General features: G+C 60.5%; 19 protein-coding genes and 2 pseudogenes. 12 read left to right on the top strand and 9 right to left on the bottom strand.

Annotated elements, in window-relative coordinates; all coding sequences use genetic code 11:
* Positions 1–45 precede the first annotated feature (45 nt).
* The 12 genes from ACIOVB_RS19295 (at position 46) to ACIOVB_RS19350 (ending at position 15263) form a co-directional block, all read left to right on the top strand.
* Positions 46–876 (top strand): glycine betaine/L-proline ABC transporter ATP-binding protein, encoded by an 831-nt coding sequence (locus ACIOVB_RS19295; protein WP_401270392.1) that lies wholly within the window; start codon positions 46–48, stop codon positions 874–876.
* A gap of 71 nt (positions 877–947) precedes the next feature.
* Positions 948–2471, top strand: coding sequence for a histidine ammonia-lyase (gene hutH, locus ACIOVB_RS19300; protein ID WP_401270395.1), 1524 nt, complete (start codon positions 948–950; stop codon positions 2469–2471).
* Positions 2472–2588: 117 nt separating this feature from the next.
* Positions 2589–4121 carry a histidine ammonia-lyase gene (gene hutH / locus ACIOVB_RS19305; protein WP_401270398.1) on the top strand — a complete coding sequence of 511 codons (1533 nt, stop codon included), beginning with the start codon at positions 2589–2591 and terminating at the stop codon, positions 4119–4121.
* Between the two features lie 102 nt (positions 4122–4223).
* Positions 4224–5429, top strand: a complete 1206-nt coding sequence (hutI, locus tag ACIOVB_RS19310; protein WP_401270400.1) for an imidazolonepropionase — start codon at positions 4224–4226, stop codon at positions 5427–5429.
* 10 nt (positions 5430–5439) lie between these two features.
* A complete protein-coding gene (gene hutG, locus ACIOVB_RS19315) occupies positions 5440–6243 on the top strand; it encodes an N-formylglutamate deformylase (protein ID WP_401270403.1) in 804 nt (267 codons plus the stop codon).
* 110 nt (positions 6244–6353) lie between these two features.
* Complete coding sequence (gene pip, locus ACIOVB_RS19320) at positions 6354–7325, top strand: prolyl aminopeptidase (protein ID WP_187678848.1); 972 nt, start codon at positions 6354–6356, stop codon at positions 7323–7325.
* Complete coding sequence (gene dtd / locus ACIOVB_RS19325) at positions 7322–7759, top strand: D-aminoacyl-tRNA deacylase (protein ID WP_187678847.1); 438 nt, start codon at positions 7322–7324, stop codon at positions 7757–7759. Before pip ends, dtd begins: the two co-directional genes overlap by 4 nt.
* A 351-nt stretch (positions 7760–8110) precedes the next feature.
* Positions 8111–9895, top strand: a complete 1785-nt coding sequence (locus tag ACIOVB_RS19330; RefSeq protein WP_401270406.1) for a glucan biosynthesis protein G — start codon at positions 8111–8113, stop codon at positions 9893–9895.
* Complete coding sequence (gene mdoH, locus ACIOVB_RS19335; RefSeq protein WP_401270409.1) at positions 9888–12458, top strand: glucans biosynthesis glucosyltransferase MdoH; 2571 nt, start codon at positions 9888–9890, stop codon at positions 12456–12458. Before ACIOVB_RS19330 ends, mdoH begins: the two co-directional genes overlap by 8 nt.
* A gap of 190 nt (positions 12459–12648) precedes the next feature.
* On the top strand, positions 12649–13446 hold the full coding sequence (locus ACIOVB_RS19340; protein WP_187678844.1) for a transporter substrate-binding domain-containing protein: 798 nt from the start codon (positions 12649–12651) through the stop codon (positions 13444–13446).
* Positions 13447–13576: 130 nt separating this feature from the next.
* The gene (locus ACIOVB_RS19345; RefSeq protein WP_401270412.1) at positions 13577–14536 is read left to right on the top strand and encodes an amino acid ABC transporter permease; all 960 of its coding nucleotides are present in this window, start codon (positions 13577–13579) and stop codon (positions 14534–14536) included.
* On the top strand, positions 14529–15263 hold the full coding sequence (locus tag ACIOVB_RS19350) for an amino acid ABC transporter ATP-binding protein (protein ID WP_401270415.1): 735 nt from the start codon (positions 14529–14531) through the stop codon (positions 15261–15263). The genes ACIOVB_RS19345 and ACIOVB_RS19350 overlap by 8 nt, the downstream gene beginning before the upstream one ends.
* Before the next feature lie 154 nt (positions 15264–15417).
* Here ACIOVB_RS19350 and ACIOVB_RS19355 read toward each other — a convergent pair whose 3' ends face one another.
* The 9 genes and pseudogenes from ACIOVB_RS19355 to ACIOVB_RS19395 all read right to left on the bottom strand — a co-directional run.
* Positions 15418–16290: a methyl-accepting chemotaxis protein gene (locus tag ACIOVB_RS19355; protein ID WP_401270428.1), complete on the bottom strand. Its 873-nt coding sequence runs from the start codon at positions 16288–16290 to the stop codon at positions 15418–15420.
* Positions 16273–17334: pseudogene (locus ACIOVB_RS19360) on the bottom strand (methyl-accepting chemotaxis protein); the annotation flags it as partial. The gene ACIOVB_RS19355 and the pseudogene ACIOVB_RS19360, both read right to left, overlap by 18 nt.
* Positions 17335–17418: 84 nt before the next feature.
* Positions 17419–18126, bottom strand: coding sequence for a 16S rRNA (uracil(1498)-N(3))-methyltransferase (locus ACIOVB_RS19365; protein ID WP_401270418.1), 708 nt, complete (start codon positions 18124–18126; stop codon positions 17419–17421).
* A complete protein-coding gene (tatC, locus tag ACIOVB_RS19370; protein WP_401270421.1) occupies positions 18123–18914 on the bottom strand; it encodes a twin-arginine translocase subunit TatC in 792 nt (263 codons plus the stop codon). Before tatC ends, ACIOVB_RS19365 begins: the two co-directional genes overlap by 4 nt.
* Positions 18911–19348 carry a Sec-independent protein translocase protein TatB gene (tatB, locus tag ACIOVB_RS19375; RefSeq protein WP_401270423.1) on the bottom strand — a complete coding sequence of 146 codons (438 nt, stop codon included), beginning with the start codon at positions 19346–19348 and terminating at the stop codon, positions 18911–18913. Before tatB ends, tatC begins: the two co-directional genes overlap by 4 nt.
* A 10-nt stretch (positions 19349–19358) precedes the next feature.
* Positions 19359–19640, bottom strand: a complete 282-nt coding sequence (locus ACIOVB_RS19380) for a twin-arginine translocase TatA/TatE family subunit (RefSeq protein WP_003220847.1) — start codon at positions 19638–19640, stop codon at positions 19359–19361.
* 25 nt (positions 19641–19665) lie between these two features.
* Positions 19666–19998 (bottom strand): phosphoribosyl-ATP diphosphatase, encoded by a 333-nt coding sequence (locus ACIOVB_RS19385; protein WP_007909355.1) that lies wholly within the window; start codon positions 19996–19998, stop codon positions 19666–19668.
* The gene (gene hisI, locus ACIOVB_RS19390) at positions 19991–20392 is read right to left on the bottom strand and encodes a phosphoribosyl-AMP cyclohydrolase (protein ID WP_007909357.1); all 402 of its coding nucleotides are present in this window, start codon (positions 20390–20392) and stop codon (positions 19991–19993) included. Before hisI ends, ACIOVB_RS19385 begins: the two co-directional genes overlap by 8 nt.
* Before the next feature lie 81 nt (positions 20393–20473).
* Positions 20474–21193 (bottom strand): annotated as a pseudogene (locus ACIOVB_RS19395) (ubiquinone biosynthesis regulatory protein kinase UbiB); the annotation flags it as partial.

A 21193-nucleotide genomic window follows, 5' to 3' on the forward strand; every position in this document is an offset into this window, starting at 1 on the left:
CCGCATTACTCAGGCGTATGGTCGGCCACGGCATGAGGTGAGAAAATGAGAAACGCAACCGTGAGCAAGATCGAAGTCAAAAACGTCTTCAAGATTTTCGGCAACCGCGCCAAGGACGCCCTGGCCATGGTTGGCCAGGGCAAGACCAAGGATCAGGTGCTGAACGAAACCGGTTGCGTGGTCGGGGTCAACGACCTGTCGCTGAGCATCGGCACCGGCGAGATCTTCGTGATCATGGGCCTGTCCGGCTCCGGCAAGTCGACGCTGGTGCGCCATTTCAATCGCCTGATCGACCCGACCAGCGGCGCGATCCTGGTCGACGGCGTGGACATCCTGCAATACGACATGGAAGCCCTGCGCGAATTTCGCCGGCACAAGATCAGCATGGTCTTCCAGAGCTTCGGCCTGCTGCCGCACAAGACCGTGCTCGACAACGTCGCCTACGGCCTGAAAGTGCGCGGCGAGAGCAAGCAACTGTGCGCCGAGCGGGCGCTGCACTGGATCAACACCGTGGGCCTCAAGGGCTACGAAAACAAATACCCGCATCAGCTTTCCGGCGGCATGCGTCAGCGTGTCGGCCTGGCCCGTGCCTTGGCGGCGGACACTGACATCATCCTGATGGACGAGGCGTTCAGCGCGCTGGATCCGCTGATCCGCGCCGAGATGCAGGACCAGTTGCTGGAACTGCAAAAGACCCTGCACAAGACCATCGTCTTCATCACCCACGACCTCGACGAGGCCGTGCGCATCGGCAACCGCATTGCGATCCTCAAGGACGGCAAGCTGATTCAGGTCGGTACGCCGCGCGAGATCCTGCATTCGCCGGCGGATGAGTATGTCGACCGGTTCGTGCAGCGGCGTGCGGCGGTGGTTTGACAGATTTTGTGGTGAGACAGCTTTTGTGGTGAGGGGATTTCCGCATCAACAGAATTGGCATGAGGTTTTAGATGTCCCAGGCTGAAAAAATCGTGATCACCGGCGACCATCTGCGTTGGCAGGACGTGGTCGCCGTCGCGCGGCACGGCGCGCAACTTGAGCTGTCGGGCGAGGCCTGGGCGCGCATCGAAAACGCTCAGGCCATCGTTCAGCGCATTGTCGTCAGCGGCGAGCGCGCTTATGGCGTCAACACCGGTCTGGGCGGGTTGTCCAACGTCTCGCTGAAAGACGAACAACTCAGCCAGTTGTCGCGCAACACCTTGCTCAGCCACGCCTGCGGCGTCGGCCCGGTACTGCCTGACGAACAGACCCGCGCGATCATCTGCGCAGCAATCCGCAACTACAGCCACGGCAAATCCGGCCTGCATCGCCGGGTCGTCGAAGCACTGCTGGCGCTACTCAATCGCGGCATCACCCCGCAGGTTCCGTCGCAAGGTTCGGTGGGTTACCTGACCCACATGGCACACATCGGCATCGCGCTGCTCGGTGTCGGTAATGTCAGCTATCGCGGGCAGATTGTTTCTGCACAACAGGCCTTGGCCGAAGAGGGCCTGCAACCGGTGCAACTCGGCGCGAAAGACGGTTTGTGTCTGGTCAACGGTACGCCGTGCATGACTGGCCTCAGCTGTCTGGCCATCGCCGATGCCACGCGTCTGCTGCAATGGGCCGACGTCATCGGCGCCATGAGTTTCGAAGCTCAGCGTGGTCAGATCGATGCGTTCGATGCCGAGATCATTGCGCTCAAACCGCACCCGGGCATGCAGCAGGTTGGCGTCAATCTGCGCGCGTTGCTTGATGGCAGTGAAGTGATCGCGTCGAGCAAAGGCATTCGCACTCAAGATGCCTTGAGCATTCGTTCGATCCCGCAGGTTCATGGCGCCGCGCGCGATCAACTCGAGCACGCAATCAAACAGGTCGAAGTCGAACTCAACGGCTGCACCGACAACCCGTTGCTGTTGGGGACACCGGATAATTTCCGCGTCATGTCGCAAGCCAATCCGCACGGCCAATCGGTAGCGATGGCCGCTGATCTGCTGGCGATCGCCGTGGCGGAAATCGGCTCGATTGCCGAGCGCCGTCTTGATCGTCTGGTGAATCCACATGTCAGCGGTTTGCCGGCGTTTCTGGTGGCCAATCCGGGGGTGAACTCGGGGATGATGATCGTGCAATACGTCGCCGCGTCGCTGTGTGCGGAAAACCGCCAATTGGCGCAACCGGCGGTGCTCGACAACTACGTCACCTCCGGTTTGCAGGAAGACCATCTGAGCATGGGTACCAGCGCCGCGCTGAAGCTGCATCGCGCGCTGGAAAACTGCACGCAGATCCTCGCCATCGAATATCTGCTGGCGGCCCAGGCGTTTGAATTCTTGAAAGCGCAGCGCTTTGGCGCGGGCACCGATATCGCGTGGCGCCTGCTGCGTGAGAAAGTCCCGGCCTACGATCAGGACCGCTGGCTGGCGCCGGATATCGCCGCCGCTGCGAGCGTTTTGAAAGACCCGAATTTGCTGCACAACGTATTACCGAATTTGCACTGATTTCTTAAACGCCAGCGTGCCAAGGCGCGGATCGCCCAAAAAGCGAAATGCGACGGATAACGGAATGCTCCGGAGCGACTGGCGAGCCAATAACAATCTCTCAAAAGGAGCATTTAAATGACTGCGCTAAACCTGATCCCCGGCCAACTGAGCCTGGCTCAACTGCGTGACGTTTTTCAAAACCCGGTCAAGCTGACCCTCGACAACAGCGCATCGCAGCAGATCGAAGCCAGTGTGGCCTGCGTCGAACAGATCCTCGCCGAGAACCGCACCGCCTACGGCATCAACACCGGGTTCGGCCTGCTGGCCTCGACTCGTATTGCCAGCGAAGACCTGGAAAACCTCCAGCGCTCGCTGGTGTTGTCCCACGCCGCCGGCGTCGGTCAGCCGATCAGCGATGACTTGGTGCGTCTGATCATGGTGCTCAAGGTCAACAGCCTCAGCCGTGGTTTCTCCGGGATTCGTCGGCAGGTGATCGATGCGCTGATTGCGCTGATCAATGCCGAGGTCTATCCGCACATTCCGCTGAAAGGTTCGGTGGGTGCTTCCGGTGATCTGGCGCCGTTGGCGCACATGTCGCTGGTGCTGCTGGGCGAGGGCAAGGCGCGCTACAAAGGCGAGTGGATGGAAGCGACTGAAGCGCTGAAAGTCGCCGGTCTAACACCACTGACGCTGGCGGCGAAAGAAGGTCTGGCGCTGCTCAACGGGACTCAGGTGTCGACTGCGTTTGCCTTGCGCGGTCTGTTTGAAGGTGAGGATCTGTTTGCCGGTGCGATCGCGTTGGGCGGTCTGACCGTTGAAGCGGTGCTCGGCTCGCGCTCGCCTTTCGACGCGCGTATTCACGCCGCCCGCGGCCAGAAAGGCCAGATCGACGCCGCCGCCGCTTACCGTGATTTGCTCGGTGAGCGCAGCGAAGTTTCCGACTCGCACCAGAACTGCGACAAGGTCCAGGATCCGTACTCCCTGCGCTGCCAGCCGCAAGTCATGGGCGCCTGCCTGACCCAGTTCCGCCAGGCTGCTGAAGTGCTGGCGGTCGAAGCCAACGCCGTGTCGGATAACCCGTTGGTGTTCGCCGCTGAAGGCGATGTGATTTCCGGCGGTAACTTCCACGCCGAACCGGTGGCCATGGCCGCTGACAACATGGCCTTGGCCATCGCTGAAATCGGCTCGCTGAGTGAACGCCGCATCTCGCTGATGATGGACAAGCACATGTCGCAACTGCCGCCGTTCCTGGTGGCCAATGGCGGGGTCAACTCCGGTTTCATGATCGCTCAGGTGACAGCCGCGGCACTGGCCAGCGAAAACAAGGCGCTGTCCCATCCGCATTCGGTGGACAGCCTGCCGACCTCGGCCAACCAGGAAGACCATGTGTCCATGGCCCCGGCGGCCGGCAAGCGCTTGTGGGAAATGGCCGAGAACACTCGCGGGATTCTCGCGGTGGAATGGCTCGCGGCGGTACAGGGGCTGGATCTGCGTAACGGCCTGAAGACTTCGGCGAAGCTGGAAAAGGCTCGGGCGATTCTGCGTAAGGAAGTGCCGTTCTATGAGAAGGACCGGTTTTTTGCGCCGGACATCAATGCAGCGACCGAGTTGTTGGCTTCGCGGTGTTTGACTGAGCTGGTGCCGGCGAAATTGCTGCCTAGCCTGTAAGGACCTCTTCGCGAGCAGGCTCGCTCCCACAGTTGGAATGCGTATCCCTGTGGGAGCGAGCCTGCTCGCGAAATCGATTTTGAATAGTGTGGAGACTAAGGGATGAAAACCCTCTGGCAACACTGCCACGTCGCAACCATGGCGCAAGGCGTCTACTCGATCATCGAGGACGCGGCCATCGTGACGTCCGGTGCGCATATCGAGTGGATCGGCCCGCGTCATCAATTACCGTCCGGCGAATACCCGGCGGTCAACGATCTGCAAGGCGCGTGGGTCACTCCGGGCCTGATCGACTGCCACACCCACACCGTGTTCGGCGGCAACCGCAGCGGCGAATTCGAAAAGCGCCTGCAAGGTGTCAGCTACGCCGAGATCGCGGCGCAGGGTGGTGGCATTGCCAGTACCGTACGCGCCACTCGTGAAGCCACCGAAGACGAACTGTTCGCCAGCGCCGCCAAACGCCTGAAAAGCCTGATGCGCGACGGCGTGACCACGGTGGAAATGAAGTCCGGCTACGGTCTCGATCTGGCCAGTGAGCGCATAATCCTCCGGGTCATCCGTCGCCTGGCAAAAGAGCTGCCGATCAGCGTGCGCAGCACCTGCCTGGCTGCTCACGCGTTGCCACCGGAATACAAGGATCGCGCCGACGATTACATCGATCACATCTGCGCCGAAATGCTGCCCGCGCTGGCTGCCGAAGGCCTGGTAGATGCCGTGGATGCCTTCTGCGAATACCTGGCGTTCTCGCCGGAGCAAGTCGAGCGCGTGTTCATCACCGCGCAAAAACTCGGTCTGCCGGTGAAACTGCACGCCGAGCAATTGTCGTCGCTGCACGGCTCCAGCCTGGCCGCGCGCTACCACGCGTTGTCCGCCGATCACCTGGAGTTCATGGACGAAACCGACGCCATTGCCATGGCCGCATCCGACACCGTCGCAGTGCTGCTGCCGGGCGCGTTCTACTTCCTGCGTGAAACCCAATTGCCGCCAATGGACGTCCTGCGCAAGCACAAGGTGAAGATCGCCATCGCCAGCGACCTCAACCCCGGCACCTCGCCGGCATTGTCCCTGCGCCTGATGTTGAACATGGCCTGCACCTGCTTCCGCATGACCCCGGAAGAAGCCTTGGCCGGCGCGACGATTCATGCCGCGCAAGCGCTGGGCATGGCCGACACTCACGGCTCACTGGAAGTCGGCAAGGTCGCGGATTTTGTCGCCTGGCACATCGATCGTCCGGCGGATCTGGCCTATTGGCTCGGTGGCGATCTGGACAAACGCGTCGTGCGTCACGGCGTTGAATCAAGTCTGTAGGAGAGCGGTTGTGGATAAGGTTCTGAGCTTCAAACAAGGTCGCGTGCCGCTGCTGATCAGCATGCCCCATGCCGGTGTACGTCTGACCCCGGTGGTCGAGGCCGGCCTGATTGGCGACGCTAAAAGCCTGCCGGACACTGACTGGCATATTCCGCAGCTCTACGACTTTGCCGAAGTACTGGGCGCCAGCACGCTGGCGGCCGAGTACTCGCGTTTCGTCATCGACCTGAATCGCCCGTCCGACGACAAGCCGCTGTACGCCGGCGCCACCACCGGGCTGTACCCGGCGACGCTGTTTGATGGCATCCCGTTGTTCAAGGAAGGGCTGGAGCCGTCGAAAGAAGAACGCGCGACATATCTGGAGCAGATCTGGACGCCGTATCACCGCACCTTGCAAGAGGAGCTGGCACGGCTGAAGGCCGAGTTCGGCTATGCGCTGCTGTTCGATGCACACTCGATCCGTTCGATCATCCCGCACCTGTTCGACGGCAAATTGCCGGACTTCAACCTCGGCACCTTCAACGGCGCGAGCTGCGATCCGCAACTGGCCGCGCAACTGGAAGCGATCTGCGCGCGTCATGGCGATTACAGCCATGTGCTCAATGGGCGCTTCAAGGGCGGCCACATCACCCGCCATTACGGCAACCCGGCCGAGAACATCCACGCCGTGCAACTGGAACTGGGGCAGTGCACGTACATGGAAGAGTTCGAACCGTTCCGCTATCGCGCCGATCTGGCCGAGCCAACGCAGGTGGTGCTCAAAGAGTTGCTGCAAGGCTTCATCGCCTGGGGCAAATCCCGCTACAGCGCATAAACCTCTTTCTGTGGGAGCATGCTCATTGACGTAAATCGGGTTTATGATGCCCAACGGCAGAATAATAGAAGTCCCCCCAGGGATGACCTCGACCCCTTACGGAGCGCGCAATGCAGACTTTGTTTCCGCAGATCAAACCACACGCCCGGCACGATCTGGCTGTCGATGACACGCATACGCTGTACGTCGACGAAAGCGGTTCGCCGGAAGGCTTGCCGGTCGTGTTCATCCACGGCGGCCCCGGTGCCGGGTGCGATGCACAGAGCCGCCGGTATTTCGATCCGAACCTGTACCGCATTGTCACCTTCGACCAGCGCGGCTGCGGACGCTCCACCCCGCACGCCAGCCTGGAAAACAACACCACCTGGGATCTGGTCGCCGACCTTGAGCGCATCCGCAAACACCTGGGCATCGACAAATGGGTGCTGTTCGGCGGCTCGTGGGGTTCGACCCTGGCACTGGCCTACGCGCAAACCCATCCGGAGCGCGTTCACGGTCTGATCCTGCGCGGGATCTTTCTCTGCCGACCGCAGGAAATCGAGTGGTTCTACCAGGCCGGTGCCAGCCGTCTGTTCCCCGATTACTGGCAGGACTACATTGCGCCGATCCCAGTGGACGAGCGCGACGACCTGCTCAACGCTTTCCACAAGCGCCTGACCGGCAATGATCAGATCGCCCAGATGCACGCGGCCAAAGCCTGGTCGACCTGGGAAGGGCGCACCGCGACCCTGCGGCCGAACCCGCTGGTGGTCGATCGTTTCTCCGAACCGCAGCGCGCCTTGTCGATTGCGCGGATCGAATGCCACTACTTCACCAATAACGCCTTCCTTGAACCGAACCAACTGATTCGCGATATGGGCAAGATCGCCCATCTGCCCGGCGTGATCATCCACGGCCGTTACGACGTGATCTGCCCGCTCGATAACGCTTGGGAATTGCATCAGGCCTGGCCGAACAGTGAGCTGCAAGTGATCCGCGATGCCGGCCACGCTGCGTCCGAACCGGGTATCACCGACGCATTGGTACGTGCCGCCGGTCAAATGGCCCGACGCCTGCTCGACCTGCCGCCCGAAGAAGCATGAAGGGGCTTTTACAACGCGTGCGTGGCGCGCGAGTCGAAGTGGCGGGAGAGGTGGTTGGCGCGGTAGATCACGGTTTGCTGGTGCTGGTGGCGGTCGAACCCGACGACACGCGTGCCAGCGCCGACAAACTTCTGCATAAGCTGCTTAACTATCGGGTATTCAGCGACGCCGAGGGCAAGATGAACTTGTCCCTCGCGGACGTTGGCGGCGGGCTGTTGCTGGTCTCTCAGTTCACCCTCGCTGCCGACACCAAAAGCGGGTTGCGGCCGAGCTTTTCAACCGCCGCCCCTCCGGCGCTGGGCGAGGAATTGTTCGACTATCTATTGAGCAAAGCGAAACAGGTGCATGGCACTGTGGCATCAGGTAGATTCGGCGCCGATATGCAGGTGCATTTGGTCAACGATGGCCCTGTTACCTTTTTGTTACAGACCTGAAAGCACCTGAAACACCTTTTTAGGAAATTTCGACTGTTTTTAGGGTGTTTTCGCGATAAATACTTTGTTACCCCTGATGCGTTGTCACGCGGGCTACTAGATAATCGCGCGCTATGGGGATCAGCGTTCGTTGGTCCATTTTTGACTTAGGTAGAGACTTGTCTGGATCCGATTGGGGAATCATTTTGCCCTAGCGGAGTCGGAACAATGCTCGCCAACTTGGCAAGGGTGCTCTGGTAGGTCGGCTTTTCAATGCCGATACCTTTAAAGACACTTCATCTGGCCGTTGGTTTTTTGATCTGTTTTCGGCGAGGGTTGCTCGTGATCGTTAGTCCCTGTAATGCAGCAAAAATGTCTGCCAAACGCATGCGAAGTGCCCTGGTAGCGGGTTCGGCGCTCCTGTGCCTGCTCAGCGCCGGTCAGCTTTGGGCGTTCAATCTTGACGATGTATCCGCCAAGGCTAAAGAGCTGGCCGGGCAGAAGTTCGAAGCCCCGCGCAGCAACCTGCCGAACGAGTTCCGCGACATGAAGTTCGCGGATTATCAGAAAATCCGTTTCCTCACCGAAAAGGCTGAGTGGGCTGATCAGAAGACGCCGTTCAAACTGTCCTTCTATCACCAGGGTATGCACTTCGATACACCGGTGAAAATCAACGAAATCACGGCGAACACCGTCGAAGAGATCAAATACGATCCGACGCGTTTCGATTTCGGCGATTTGAAATTCGATCCTAAAGCCACCGAACAACTGGGTTATGCCGGTTTCCGTGTGCTGTACCCGATCAACAAAGCCGACAAGCAAGACGAAATCATGACCATGCTCGGTGCGAGCTACTTCCGCGTCGTCGGCAAGGGTCACACCTACGGTCTGTCGGCCCGTGGTCTGGCGGTCGATACCGCGCTGCCGTCGGGTGAAGAATTCCCGCGTTTTCGCGAATTCTGGATTCAACAGCCGAAGCCGGGCGACAAGCACCTGGTGATCTTCGCCCTGCTGGATTCGCCGCGTGCCACCGGCGCCTACCGTTTGATCCTGCGTCCGGGCAGCGACACCATTGTCGACGTCAAGGCGCAGATGTTCCTGCGTGACAAGGTCGGCAAACTGGGCATCGCGCCACTGACCAGCATGTTCCTGTTCGGCGCCAACCAGCCGTCGAAAGTTCTCAACTATCGTCGTGAGCTGCACGACTCCAGCGGTCTGTCGATCCATGCCGGCAACGGCGAGTGGATCTGGCGCCCACTGAACAACCCGAAACATCTGGCCGTGAGCAACTTCAGCGTCGAGAACCTGCGTGGTTTCGGTCTGCTGCAACGTGGCCGTGACTTCAGCCACTACGAAGACCTCGACGACCGCTACGACAAGCGCCCAAGCGCGTGGATCGAACCGAAGGGCGACTGGGGCAAAGGCACCGTCGATCTGGTCGAAATTCCGACTGCCGACGAAACCAACGACAACATCGTTGCGTTCTGGAGCCCGGAAAAAATGCCGGAGCCAGGCCAGCCGCTGGACTTCGCTTACCGCATGCACTGGACCATGGACGAAGCGGCGATTCACGCGCCGGACAGCGCCTGGGTTGCGCAGACTCTGCGTTCCACCGGTGACGTCAAACAATCGAACCTGATCCGTCAGCCGGACGGCAGCGTTGCCTATCTGGTCGACTTCGAAGGCCCATCGCTGGCAGCTCTGACTCCGGATGCCGACGTGCGCAGCCAGGTCAGCGTTGGCGACAACGCCGAACTGGTCGAGAACAGCGTGCGCTACAACCCGGAAACCAAGGGCTGGCGCTTGACCCTGCGGATGAAGATCAAGGACGCGAGCAAGTCGACCGAGATGCGAGCCGCCCTGGTGCAGCCAATCGTGACCGCTGATCTGGCCAAGTCTTCGGTGCCGGCGTCCAACTCGTCCGTCGCCAAGGCCGACAAGGTTGCCGCCAAGCAGCAAGAGAAGCTCGACAAGGAAGCCAAGGCCGCCGAGGCCAAACAGGCCGACGCCAAGCCAGTTGCAGATGCCAAGGACAAGGCCAACAAAGACGCCAAGCAGCCAGTGGCTGCGGACGCGGCCCCAGCCACACCGGAATCGGCGCCGACTGACGAAGTCCTGACCGAGACCTGGAGCTATCAGTTGCCTGCCGATGAGTAACTCTCAAGTACAGCCAGAGACTCTGTCCGAGTATCTGGCGCATCTGCCGATGACCGACCAGCAGCGCGCGGAACTCGCGGGTTGCCAGTCGTTCAGCGAGCTGCATCAACGCCTGTCGTCCTCGACGTTCGACGCTCCTGCCGAAGCCGCCCAGGCTTCGGTGGGCAAGCGCCTGACCCTGAGCACCGCCGAAGAGCTTGAAGAAGCGGAAATGCTGGTGCTCGACGCCAGCGGTCGAGTCAGCCTCAAGGCCACACCGCCGATTCGTCGGACCAAAGTCGTTCCGGAGCCATGGCGCACCAATATTCTGGGGCGTGGCTGGCGTCGTATGACCGGCCGTACCAATCCACCGCAACCGCCGAAGGACGAGAACGTCCTGCCGGCCGCGCGCTGGCGCACCGTCGGTTCGATCCGCCGCTACATTCTGTTGGTGTTGATGCTCGGCCAGACCATCGTTGCCGGCTGGTACATGAAAGGCATCATGCCTTACCAGGGCTGGTCGTTCGTCGATCTGGACGAAGTCCTGCACCAGCCGCTGCTGCAAACCGCCACGCAAGTGCTGCCGTATGCGCTGCAAACCAGCATCCTGATTCTCTTCGGTATTCTGTTCTGCTGGGTGTCGGCCGGTTTCTGGACGGCACTGATGGGCTTCCTCGAGTTGCTCACCGGTCACGATAAATACCGCATTTCCGGCAAAAGCGCCGGCAACGAGCCGATTGCCAAAGACGCTCGTACCGCGCTGGTCATGCCGATCTGCAACGAAGACGTGCCACGGGTATTTGCCGGTCTGCGCGCAACGTTTGAGTCGGTCGCTGCTACCGGTGATCTGGATCGCTTCGACTTCTTCGTGCTCAGCGACAGTAACGACACCGACATCTGCGTGGCCGAGCAACAGGCCTGGCTGGACGTCTGCCGCGAAGCCAAGGGCTTCGGCAAGATCTTCTATCGCCGCCGTCGCCGTCGCGTTAAGCGCAAGAGCGGCAACCTCGACGACTTCTGCCGTCGTTGGGGTGGTGATTACAAGTACATGGTCGTCCTCGACGCTGACTCCGTGATGAGCGGTGAGTGTCTGACCAGTCTGGTGCGCCTGATGGAAGCTACGCCGGACGCCGGGATCATCCAGACCGCGCCGCGTGCGTCGGGCATGGACACTCTGTATGCGCGCATGCAGCAGTTCGCCACTCGCGTTTATGGGCCGCTGTTCACCGCCGGTCTGCACTTCTGGCAGTTGGGCGAATCCCACTACTGGGGTCACAACGCGATCATCCGCATGAAGCCGTTCATCGACCACTGCGCCTTGGCGCCGTTGCCGGGCAAGGGCGCGTTTTCCGGTGCGATCCTGTCTCACGACTTTGTTGAAGCCGCGCTGATGCGTCGTGCCGGTTGGGGCGTGTGGATTGCCTACGACCTGCCAGGCAGCTACGAAGAACTGCCGCCGAACCTGCTCGACGAACTCAAGCGTGACCGTCGCTGGTGCCACGGCAACTTGATGAACTTCCGTCTGTTCCTGGTCAAAGGCATGCACCCGGTACACCGCGCGGTGTTCCTCACCGGCGTGATGTCGTACCTGTCGGCGCCGTTGTGGTTCTTCTTCCTGGTGTTGTCGACCGCGCTGCTGGCGGTGAACACGCTGATGGAGCCGCAGTACTTCCTTGAGCCGCGTCAGCTCTATCCGCTGTGGCCGCAATGGCACCCGGACAAGGCGATCGCGCAGTTCTCGACGACTATCGTGCTGTTGTTCCTGCCGAAACTGTTGAGCATCATCCTGATCTGGGCCAAGGGCGCGAAAGAGTTCGGCGGCAAGTTCAAGGGAACGATGTCGATGCTGCTGGAGATGCTGTTCTCCATGCTGCTGGCGCCGGTGCGGATGATTTTCCACACCCGTTTCGTGCTGGCCGCGTTCCTCGGCTGGGCCGCGACCTGGAACTCGCCACAGCGTGACGACGACTCCACACCGTGGAGCGAGGCGGTCAAGCGCCACGGCCCGCAGACCCTGCTGGGCTTCTGCTGGGCGCTGTTGGTGATCTGGCTGAACCCGAGCTTCCTGTGGTGGCTGGTACCGATTGTCGGTTCGCTGATGCTGTCGATCCCGGTGTCGGTGATTTCCAGCCGTGTCGGTCTGGGCCTCAAATCCCGTGACGAGAGCCTGTTCCTCATCCCTGAGGAATACAATCCGCCACAGGCGCTGCTGGCGACTGACCAGTACACCCACGAGAACCGTTGGCATGCGCTGAATGACGGCTTTATCCGTGCAGTGGTCGATCCGCAGCAGAACGCCTTGGCGTGCTCGCTGGCGACTTCCCGTCACGGTCAGGCCGAGCCGATCGAATGGCTGCGTCAGGAGCGTGTTCGTCACGCGATCAAGGTTGGCCCTGCCGGGTTGAATAACCATGATCGTCTGCAACTGCTGAGCGACCCGGTTGCGCTGGCGCGCTTGCATGAGCAGGTCTGGGGCGAAGGTCACGCCGAGTGGCTGGACGCATGGCGGGCTTCGGTGAAAGCCGATCCGCATGCGCCGCTGCTGCCGCTGCGACCGGTGAGCATGCAAGCTCAACCGGCCTGATAAGAAGCCCCGCGAAAGCGGGGTTTTTTTTTGCCCTGACGACAGCGGGCGCTGATCTGCAATCGATCAAAAAACCTTGTGCAAACGAACGAGTGCGTTAGCATCCGTCCCCGAATTGGCGCACCCGGGCATTTTTGCCCGTCTCTGTTGGTTTTCGCGCCGCAAACGCAATGGTTTTGGGGACTTGAAGATGAAGAAGTATCTGTCGATGCTGCTGGTCGGCGTCACGGCACTGGTTGCAGTCACTGCGGCGCAGGCTGGCGCAATTGATGAAGCGGTCAAGCGCGGCACGTTGAAAGTCGGTATGGATCCGACCTACATGCCGTTCGAGATGACCAACAAGCGCGGCGAGATCATCGGCTTCGAAGTCGACATCCTCAAAGCCATGACCAAAGCCATGGGCGTCAAGCTGGAGCTGGTTTCGACCGGTTACGACGGGATTATCCCGGCGCTTATGACCGACAAATTCGACATGATCGGCAGCGGCATGACCCTGACTCAGGAACGCAACCTGCGCCTGAACTTCAGCGAACCGTTCATCGTCGTCGGCCAGACCCTGCTGATCCGCAAGGAACTGGAAGGCACCATCAAGTCGTATAAAGACCTGAACACCGCCGACTACCGCATTACCTCAAAACTCGGCACCACCGGTGAAATGGTCGCCAAGAAGCTGATCTCCAAAGCCAAGTACCACGGCTACGACAACGAGCAGGAAGCCGTGCTCGACGTGGTCAACGGCAAGGCCGACGCCTTCATCTACGACGCGCCATACAACGTTGTCGCGGTAAACAAGGTCGGCGCCGGCAAACTGGTGTTCCTCGACAAGCCCTTCACCTACGAGCCACTGGCCTTCGGTCTGAAGAAGGGTGACTACGACAGCCTCAATTTCATCAACAACTTCCTGCACCAGATCCACGAAGACGGCACCTACGATCGCATCCATGACAAGTGGTTCAAGAGCACCGAGTGGCTCAAGGACATGGAATAACGCCGGTCTGCAAGACCGCGTTACCCCTTTCGCGAGCAGGCTCGCTCCCACATTGGAATGCATTTCAAATGTGGGAGCGAGCCTGCTCGCGAAGAGGACCTTGTAAGCAACACCAATCCCGGAACCTGCAATGAAACATAAAAAAGCCCAATGGCCCTGGCACGTCCTCACCGTGCTGGTGCTGATCGGCCTGGCCGGTGCGTTGTATTACGCCACGTCGCTGATGTCCTACGAATGGCGCTGGAATCGCGTGCCGCAGTACTTCGCCTGTCAGGCCGAAGAAACCCAGCGTGCCGCCGACATTTCCACCGTCACCGAACTGGTGCGCAAGGGCGGTAGCGCGCAAGTCACTCTGCGCAACGATGCCGGTGACGAGCAGCACCTGACCGTCGACGAGAACAGCCTGCAATTCGCTCAGGGCGACGATGTGGCCGAAGGCGACGTCGTGGGTGTCACTCGGCATTGGGCGGCAGGGCCGCTGTTGTGGGGGCTGTGGACGACGCTTTGGCTGTCGGTGGTCTCCGGCATTCTCGGTTTGTTGATCGGTCTGGTCACCGGGCTGTGCCGCCTGTCGAGCAACCCGACGTTGCGCGACCTGTCGAGCATCTACGTTGAACTGGTGCGCGGCACGCCGCTGCTGGTGCAGATTTTCATTTTCTACTTCTTCATCGGCACGGTGATGAACCTGTCCCGGGAGTTCGCCGGGATCGCCGCGCTGTCGCTGTTTACCGGCGCCTATGTGGCCGAGATCATTCGTTCCGGCGTGCAGTCGATTGCCCGTGGCCAGAACGAAGCCGCGCGATCGCTCGGTCTGAGCGCTGGCCAGTCGATGCGTCATGTGGTGCTGCCACAAGCGTTCAAACGCGTGCTGCCGCCACTGGCGGGGCAGTCCATCAGTCTGGTCAAGGACACCTCGCTGGTGTCGGTGATCGCCATCACCGAGCTGCTGAAAAGCGGCCGTGAAGTCATCACCACTTCGTTCTCGCCGTTCGAGATTCTGTTCTGCGTGGCCGGTCTGTACCTGTTGATCAACCTGCCGCTGTCGAAAATCGCCAGCCGGCTTGAGCGGAGGCTCGCGCAAAGTGATTGAAGTCCGCGATCTGGTAAAAGTCTTCGACACCCGTGGCCAGGTAGTGCGCGCGGTGGATAACGTCAGCACCAAGGTGGCCAAGGGCGAAGTACTGGTGGTGATCGGCCCGTCCGGTTCCGGCAAGTCGACCTTCCTGCGCTGCCTCAATGGCCTGGAAGAGTTCGATTCGGGTTCGGTGAGCATCGACGGTCTGCAACTGGCTGACCCGAAAACCGACGTCAACGCCTACCGCCGCGAAGTCGGCATGGTGTTCCAGCATTTCAACCTGTTCCCGCACATGACCGTGCTGGAAAACCTTTGTCTGGCGCAAAAAGTCGTGCGCAAGCGCGGCAAGAAAGAGCGCGAGGCGAAGGCCATGGAGTTGCTGAAAAAGGTCGGTATCGCGCAGAAAGCCAACGAGTTTCCGTCACGCCTGTCCGGCGGTCAGCAGCAGCGCGTGGCGATTGCCCGGGCGCTGGCGATGGAGCCGAAGGTGATGCTGTTCGATGAGCCGACCTCGGCCCTCGACCCGGAAATGGTCGGCGAAGTACTGGATGTGATGAAGAACCTGGCCGTGGAAGGCATGACCATGGTCTGCGTCACCCACGAAATGGGCTTCGCCCGGGAAGTGGCAGATCGGGTGCTGTTCTTCGATCACGGCAAGTTGCTGGAAGATGCGTCGCCGGCGGAGTTCTTTGATGCGCCAAAGGATCCGCGCGCTCAGGCTTTTCTACGGCAGGTCCTGTAATTTCGGCGTCCTCTCGGACGCCATCGCTGGCAAGCCAGCTCCCACAGTGAATCGGCTGAACACAAACTTTGTGATCGACTACAAACCTGTGGGAGCTGGCTTGCCAGCGATAGCATCACCTCGGTCCACAGTGAACCGAGGCAGATGAATCACCTCAAACCTTGAATCGCCCCACCAGCGTCTGCAGATGCGTCCCCAGCCGCGCCAGCTCAACGCTGGACGCTGCCGTCTCTTCACTCGCCGCCGATGTCTGATCCGACACATCGCGCACATTCAGCACGCTACGGTTGATCTCTTCCGCCACCGCGCTCTGCTGCTCTGCCGCCGCAGCGATCTGCTGGTTCATCGCCTGAATCGCCGAAACAGTGCGGGTGATGCTTGCCAGCGAGCCACCGGCCCGACGGGTCAGCTCAACGCTGCTGTCGGTCAGGGTGCGGCTGTTGTCCATGATCGTCGCCACTTGCTGGGTGCCGTTTTGCAGGCCGACGATCAGCTCTTCGATCTCTTCGGTGGACTTCTGCGTGCGCTGGGCGAGGCTGCGTACTTCATCGGCAACCACGGCGAAACCACGACCGGCCTCACCGGCACGCGCCGCCTCGATGGCCGCGTTGAGCGCCAGCAGGTTGGTTTGCTGGGCCACGGATTTGATTACGTCGAGGACGCTGCCGATCTTGTCGCTTTCGCGCTTGAGTTCGCCCATGGCTTCGGTGGAGTGACCGACTTCAACGGCCAGACGCTCGATCTGCGCAATGGCTTCGCCGACGACTTTGTCGCCTTCGCGGGCCTGTTGGTCCGCAGCGACAGCGGCTTCGGAAGCCTCTTCAGCGTTGCGCGCAACTTCCTGCACGGTGGCAGCCATTTCGTTCATGGCGGTGGCGACCTGATCGGTCTCGATCTTCTGATTGTTGACCCCGGCGCTGGTTTGCTCGGTCACGGCGGACAGCTCTTCGGCGGCACTGGCGATCTGTGTGACGCCATCGCTGATCCCGCCGATCAACTCGCGCAGGCCTTGGGTCATGCTCTGCATCGAACGCTGCAACTGGCCAAGTTCGTCGCGGCGCAACGAGACCAGGTTGTGGGTCAGGTCGCCGGCTGCGACGCGCTCGGCGACTTTCAGGGTCTGGTTCAGCGGAATGATGATTTGCCGCGTGATCGCCCAAGCCGCCAGCAGGCCGAAGGCCAAGGCCAGCAGGGTGGCGATCAACAGCATGTTCTTGGCGTGGGCGGCATCGGTGTCGCGCACGATAGTTTGCGAAGCCGTCAGCTTCTTGCTGAGGTCGATCAAGATGTCGCCCTGAGCGGACATGCGCGCGAGTGACTTGGCATTGGTGACCTGCGAATCGCGGAACTGAGCGACCGCCGCGCGATAGGCTTTGATCGAATCGGTGGCCTGTTGCAGGTTGGCGATGTGTTGTTCCGGCAGTTTCGACGACAGGCTTTCAAGATTTTTGAGGGCATTGTCGATGGCATTCAGTGCCGGTTGTTCTGCTTCAGCCTTGCCGCTGTAGGTGTAGCCGCGCACTTGATAACGCGCCTGCTGGAGCAGTTTGCTCAGTTCAATCACGCTGTTGAACTGCGCGACGCTGTCACCTTGCAGCAAGGATTTTTCAACTTCCGATACCTTTGCCACGGCGTTGTCGGCGCTGGCGCCCAGCTTGCTGCGGGCGTCTTCGCGCTGGACGGTGGCTTGAGTCATGTCGGCAAAAGCACGTTTGTATTCGGCAACGGCGGCCAATTGCTGATCGACCATGGCGGCGTCGGATGGTTGTTCAATCAGGCCGCGTGCGGTTTGCAGGCCGCTGTCGAGTTTGTTCAGCAACTCGTTGACCGCGCCCGGGCCTTGTTCGCCACGGCGTGCGTCATAGTCCACGCGCGCCAGGCGCAGGTCTTTGGTCAGCTCGTTGAGGCTGGAGATGAAACCGAGCTTGTCCCCACGGCTGATGATGCCGCTCATGCCGGTCCAGCCGGTAAAGGTGATCAACAGCGTCAGCACCAGCACCAGGCCGAAACCGATTCCCAGTTTGCGTTTGACGCTGACGTTTCCAAGACTCTCGGCTAACCAACGGTACATGCGACGACTCCCTCAGACCACTCATTGGACTTATGGGAACTGTATCGGCTGCGTGATGGCATTCTGTAATGCCATCTGTCCTGGCTAGAAGAGGCGGGCGAGGAGGGCGGTGACGGCGGTTTCGACGCGCAGGATGCGTTCGCCCAGTTGCACCGGTTGCAGGCCGGATTTGGCCAGCAGATCGATTTCGTAAGGAATCCAGCCACCTTCGGGGCCGATGGCCAAAGTCACCGGTTCGCTCAATGCGCGCGGGCAGGGCGGATAGCTACCGGGATGGCCGACCAGACCGAGTGTGCCTTCAGTAATCGCTGGCAGGCGGTCTTCGACAAACGGCTTGAAGCGTTTCTCGATGATGATTTGCGGCAGCACCGTATCCCGCGCCTGTTCGAGGCCGAGGATCAGCTGTTCGCGGATTGCGTCAGGTTCGAGAAACGGTGTCTGCCAGAAACTCTTCTCGACCCGATAGCTGTTGACCAGAATGACCTTTGACACACCCATGGTCGCCACGGTCTGGAACACCCGACGCAGCATTTTTGGACGCGGCAGGGCCAGTACCAAGGTCAGCGGCAGTTTGGCCGGTGGCGGCTGATCGACGCTGACGCGTAGTTCAGCTTCACCAGCCTCCAGCCGCAAAAGCTCAGCCGAACCCATCAGCCCATTGATGCGCCCGACCCGCAGGCTGTCACCCACTTGCGAGCGATGAACTTCCTGCATGTGCGTCAGGCGTCGATCACGCAGCACCACACGGTCGGCCGCAATGAAGTCGGCCTCTTCGAGCAGCAGCAGGTTCATGCCTGGGTCGCTGGCGGCTGGTCGTTGTGATCGTCGGCCGGATTTTCATCCGGACGTTCGCGCTTGCTGACCAGACCACCGAACAGAATGCCGATTTCAAACAGCATCCACATCGGCACGGCCAACAGGGTCTGCGAGAAAATGTCCGGCGGCGTGAGGATCATGCCGACCACGAAGCAGCCAATGATCACGTACGGACGGATCTTTCTCAGGTAGGCGACGTCGACCACGCCGATCCACACCAGCAGCACCACGGCCACCGGTATCTCGAACGCCACGCCGAAGGCGAAAAACAACGTCATGACGAAATCGAGGTAGCTTGCAATGTCGGTCATCATTTCCACGCCCGCCGGGGTGGCAGCGGCGAAGAACTTGAAGATCAGCGGGAACACGAAGTAATAGGCGAAAGCCATGCCGGTGTAGAACAGCAGGATGCTGGAGACCAGCAGTGGCACCGCGATGCGCTTCTCATGCTTGTACAGGCCCGGCGCGATGAAGCCCCAGATCTGATGCAGGATCACCGGAATCGCGAGGAACAGCGAGACCATCATCGTCAGCTTCAGTGGCGTCAGGAACGGCGACGACACGTCGGTGGCGATCATCGTCGCGCCGACCGGCAGGTACTGACGCAGCGGCGTCGAGACGAAGGTGTAGATCTGCTGGGTGAAGGCGAACAGCCCGGCGAAGATGATGAAGATCGCCGCCACACAACGCAGCAGGCGGGTGCGCAACTCGGTGAGGTGCGAAACCAGCGGCATATGCTGGTCGTTTTCTGGGAGATCGCTCATGGGGCTCGCGGCGGCAGTGTAGGGTCGTGAGGGGCCGGCGCGGTCGGCGCGACGGTAGGAGCAATGTGTTCAACCGAAGTAGGTGTCACGGCCGGTGCCGGCTCGGTGGCAGCTACAACCGGGGCAACTGCGGCAGGCGCATGAATCGTCTGCTCACCCACATGTTCAACCGGAGTCGGCTCTTGCTGAACCGGATTGAAAATCTTCCGCGCCTCCTGCTCCAGCGACAGAATGTGCTCGTTGTGCAGTTGCCGACGGATCTCGTCGGCACCGATTTCACGTTCAACTTCCTGTTTGATCGCGTTGAAGCTGCGCTTCAGCCGTCCGACCCACAGGCCGGCGGTGCGTGCAGCGCCCGGCAGACGCTCGGGGCCGAGCACCAGCAGGGCAACGAGGCCGACGAGCAGCAGTTCAGAGAAGCTGATACCAAACATTAGTCAGTGCTCACACGTCTTTGCGGATCGGCTCTTCGACTTTCTGCGCCTGCACGTCGATGGTGTGCGGCGGGTTGGCCTGAGCGGTGGCTTGCGGCTGTACCGGTGGCACTGGCTGCGCAGGCGTCACGGTAGGGTCGGCGGCTGGCTTCTCGTCGTCGTTCATGGCTTTGCGGAAGCCCTTGATCGACTCACCCACGTCGGTGCCGAGGTTTTTCAGTTTCTTGGTGCCGAACACCAGCACCACGACTACCAGAATGACGATCCAGTGTTTCCAGTCAAAAATGCCCATGTTGCTGTTCCTCTCTAATAGTTGTTCAGGCGGACGGGCGCGAGGCTTTCTCGACGTGTCCGGACAGGCCGAAGCGACGATCCAGTTCATCGAGTACAGCCTGTGGATGCTGCCCCAGTTGAGCGAGCATGACCATGCTGTGGAACCACAGGTCGGCGGTCTCGTAGATCACGTCGCTGCAGTCGCCGCTGATGGCGGCGTCCTTGGCGGCAATAATGGTTTCGACCGACTCTTCGCCGACTTTCTCCAGAATCTTGTTCAGACCCTTGTGATACAGGCTGGCGACATACGAGCTGTCGGCCGCTGCGCCTTTGCGCTCTTCGAGCACTTCGGCCAGGCGGGTCAGGGTGTCACTCATGTTTGTGTCCTGCGGAATAGATTGCGTGCGGGTCTTTCAGCACCGGGTCGACCGTTTTCCAGTCGCCGTTTTCGAAGACGCGGTAAAAGCAGCTTTGACGGCCGGTATGGCAAGCGATGTCGCCGATCTGTTCAACCATCAGGATGATCACGTCGGCGTCACAGTCCAGACGCATCTCATGCAAGGTCTGTACGTGGCCGGACTCTTCGCCCTTGCGCCACAGCTTGCCACGGGAACGTGACCAGTAGATTGCACGGTTTTCCGCGGCGGTCAGTTCGAGCGCTTCGCGGTTCATCCAGGCCATCATCAGTACACGTCCGGTCTTGTGATCCTGGGCAATCGCGGGCACCAGGCCGTCAGCGTCCCACTTGATCTCGTCCAGCCAGTTTTTCATCTTCGACTCCGACAGCGAACCCACACTTCAAATAGTCGGGTTCAGGCATTGAAACAGTGTGCCAGCCGATCACGGAACTGGCTATCGGCGAACGACCAGATACAAGCCCACGGCTACCATGATCCCAGCGGGCCAATGCCCCAATTCGTTCAGCGGGCCACCGGCGGCGAGGATCGCACCGCCGGCCAGATGGGCGCTGCCGAGCAGGCGCAGGAACCAGTCGTCCTTGCGTTTGTGCCACGGCGGCGGTGGGTCTTTGGCGTGTGGCTGGGACATGCGTTCAAGCAGATCGCGGGCCATGTTGGCCAGATGCGGAATCTGTTCGAACTGGCTCTGCACGTTGCCGAGCAAGGCTTTCGGGCTGACACGTTCGCGCATCCAGCGTTCAAGGAACGGCTGTGCGGTGTTCCACAGATCCAGATCCGGATAGAGCTGACGACCGAGGCCTTCGATGTTCAGCAAGGTCTTTTGCAGCAGTACGAGTTGCGGCTGCACTTCCATATTGAAGCGGCGTGCAGTCTGGAACAGGCGCATCAGCACCTGGCCAAATGAAATATCTTTTAACGGTTTTTCGAAGATCGGCTCGCACACGGTACGGATCGCCGCTTCGAATTCGTTGAGTTTGGTTTCCGCCGGCACCCAGCCCGAATCGATGTGCAATTGCGCGACACGGCGGTAGTCACGCTTGAAGAAGGCGAACAGGTTGCGCGCCAGATAATCCTGATCTTCCGGGGTCAGGCTGCCGACGATCCCGCAGTCGATCGCGATGTACTGCGGGCTCCACGGGTTGACGGTGCTGAC

It is taken from the genome of Pseudomonas sp. NPDC087639, assembly GCF_044743385.1.
Lineage (GTDB): Bacteria > Pseudomonadota > Gammaproteobacteria > Pseudomonadales > Pseudomonadaceae > Aquipseudomonas.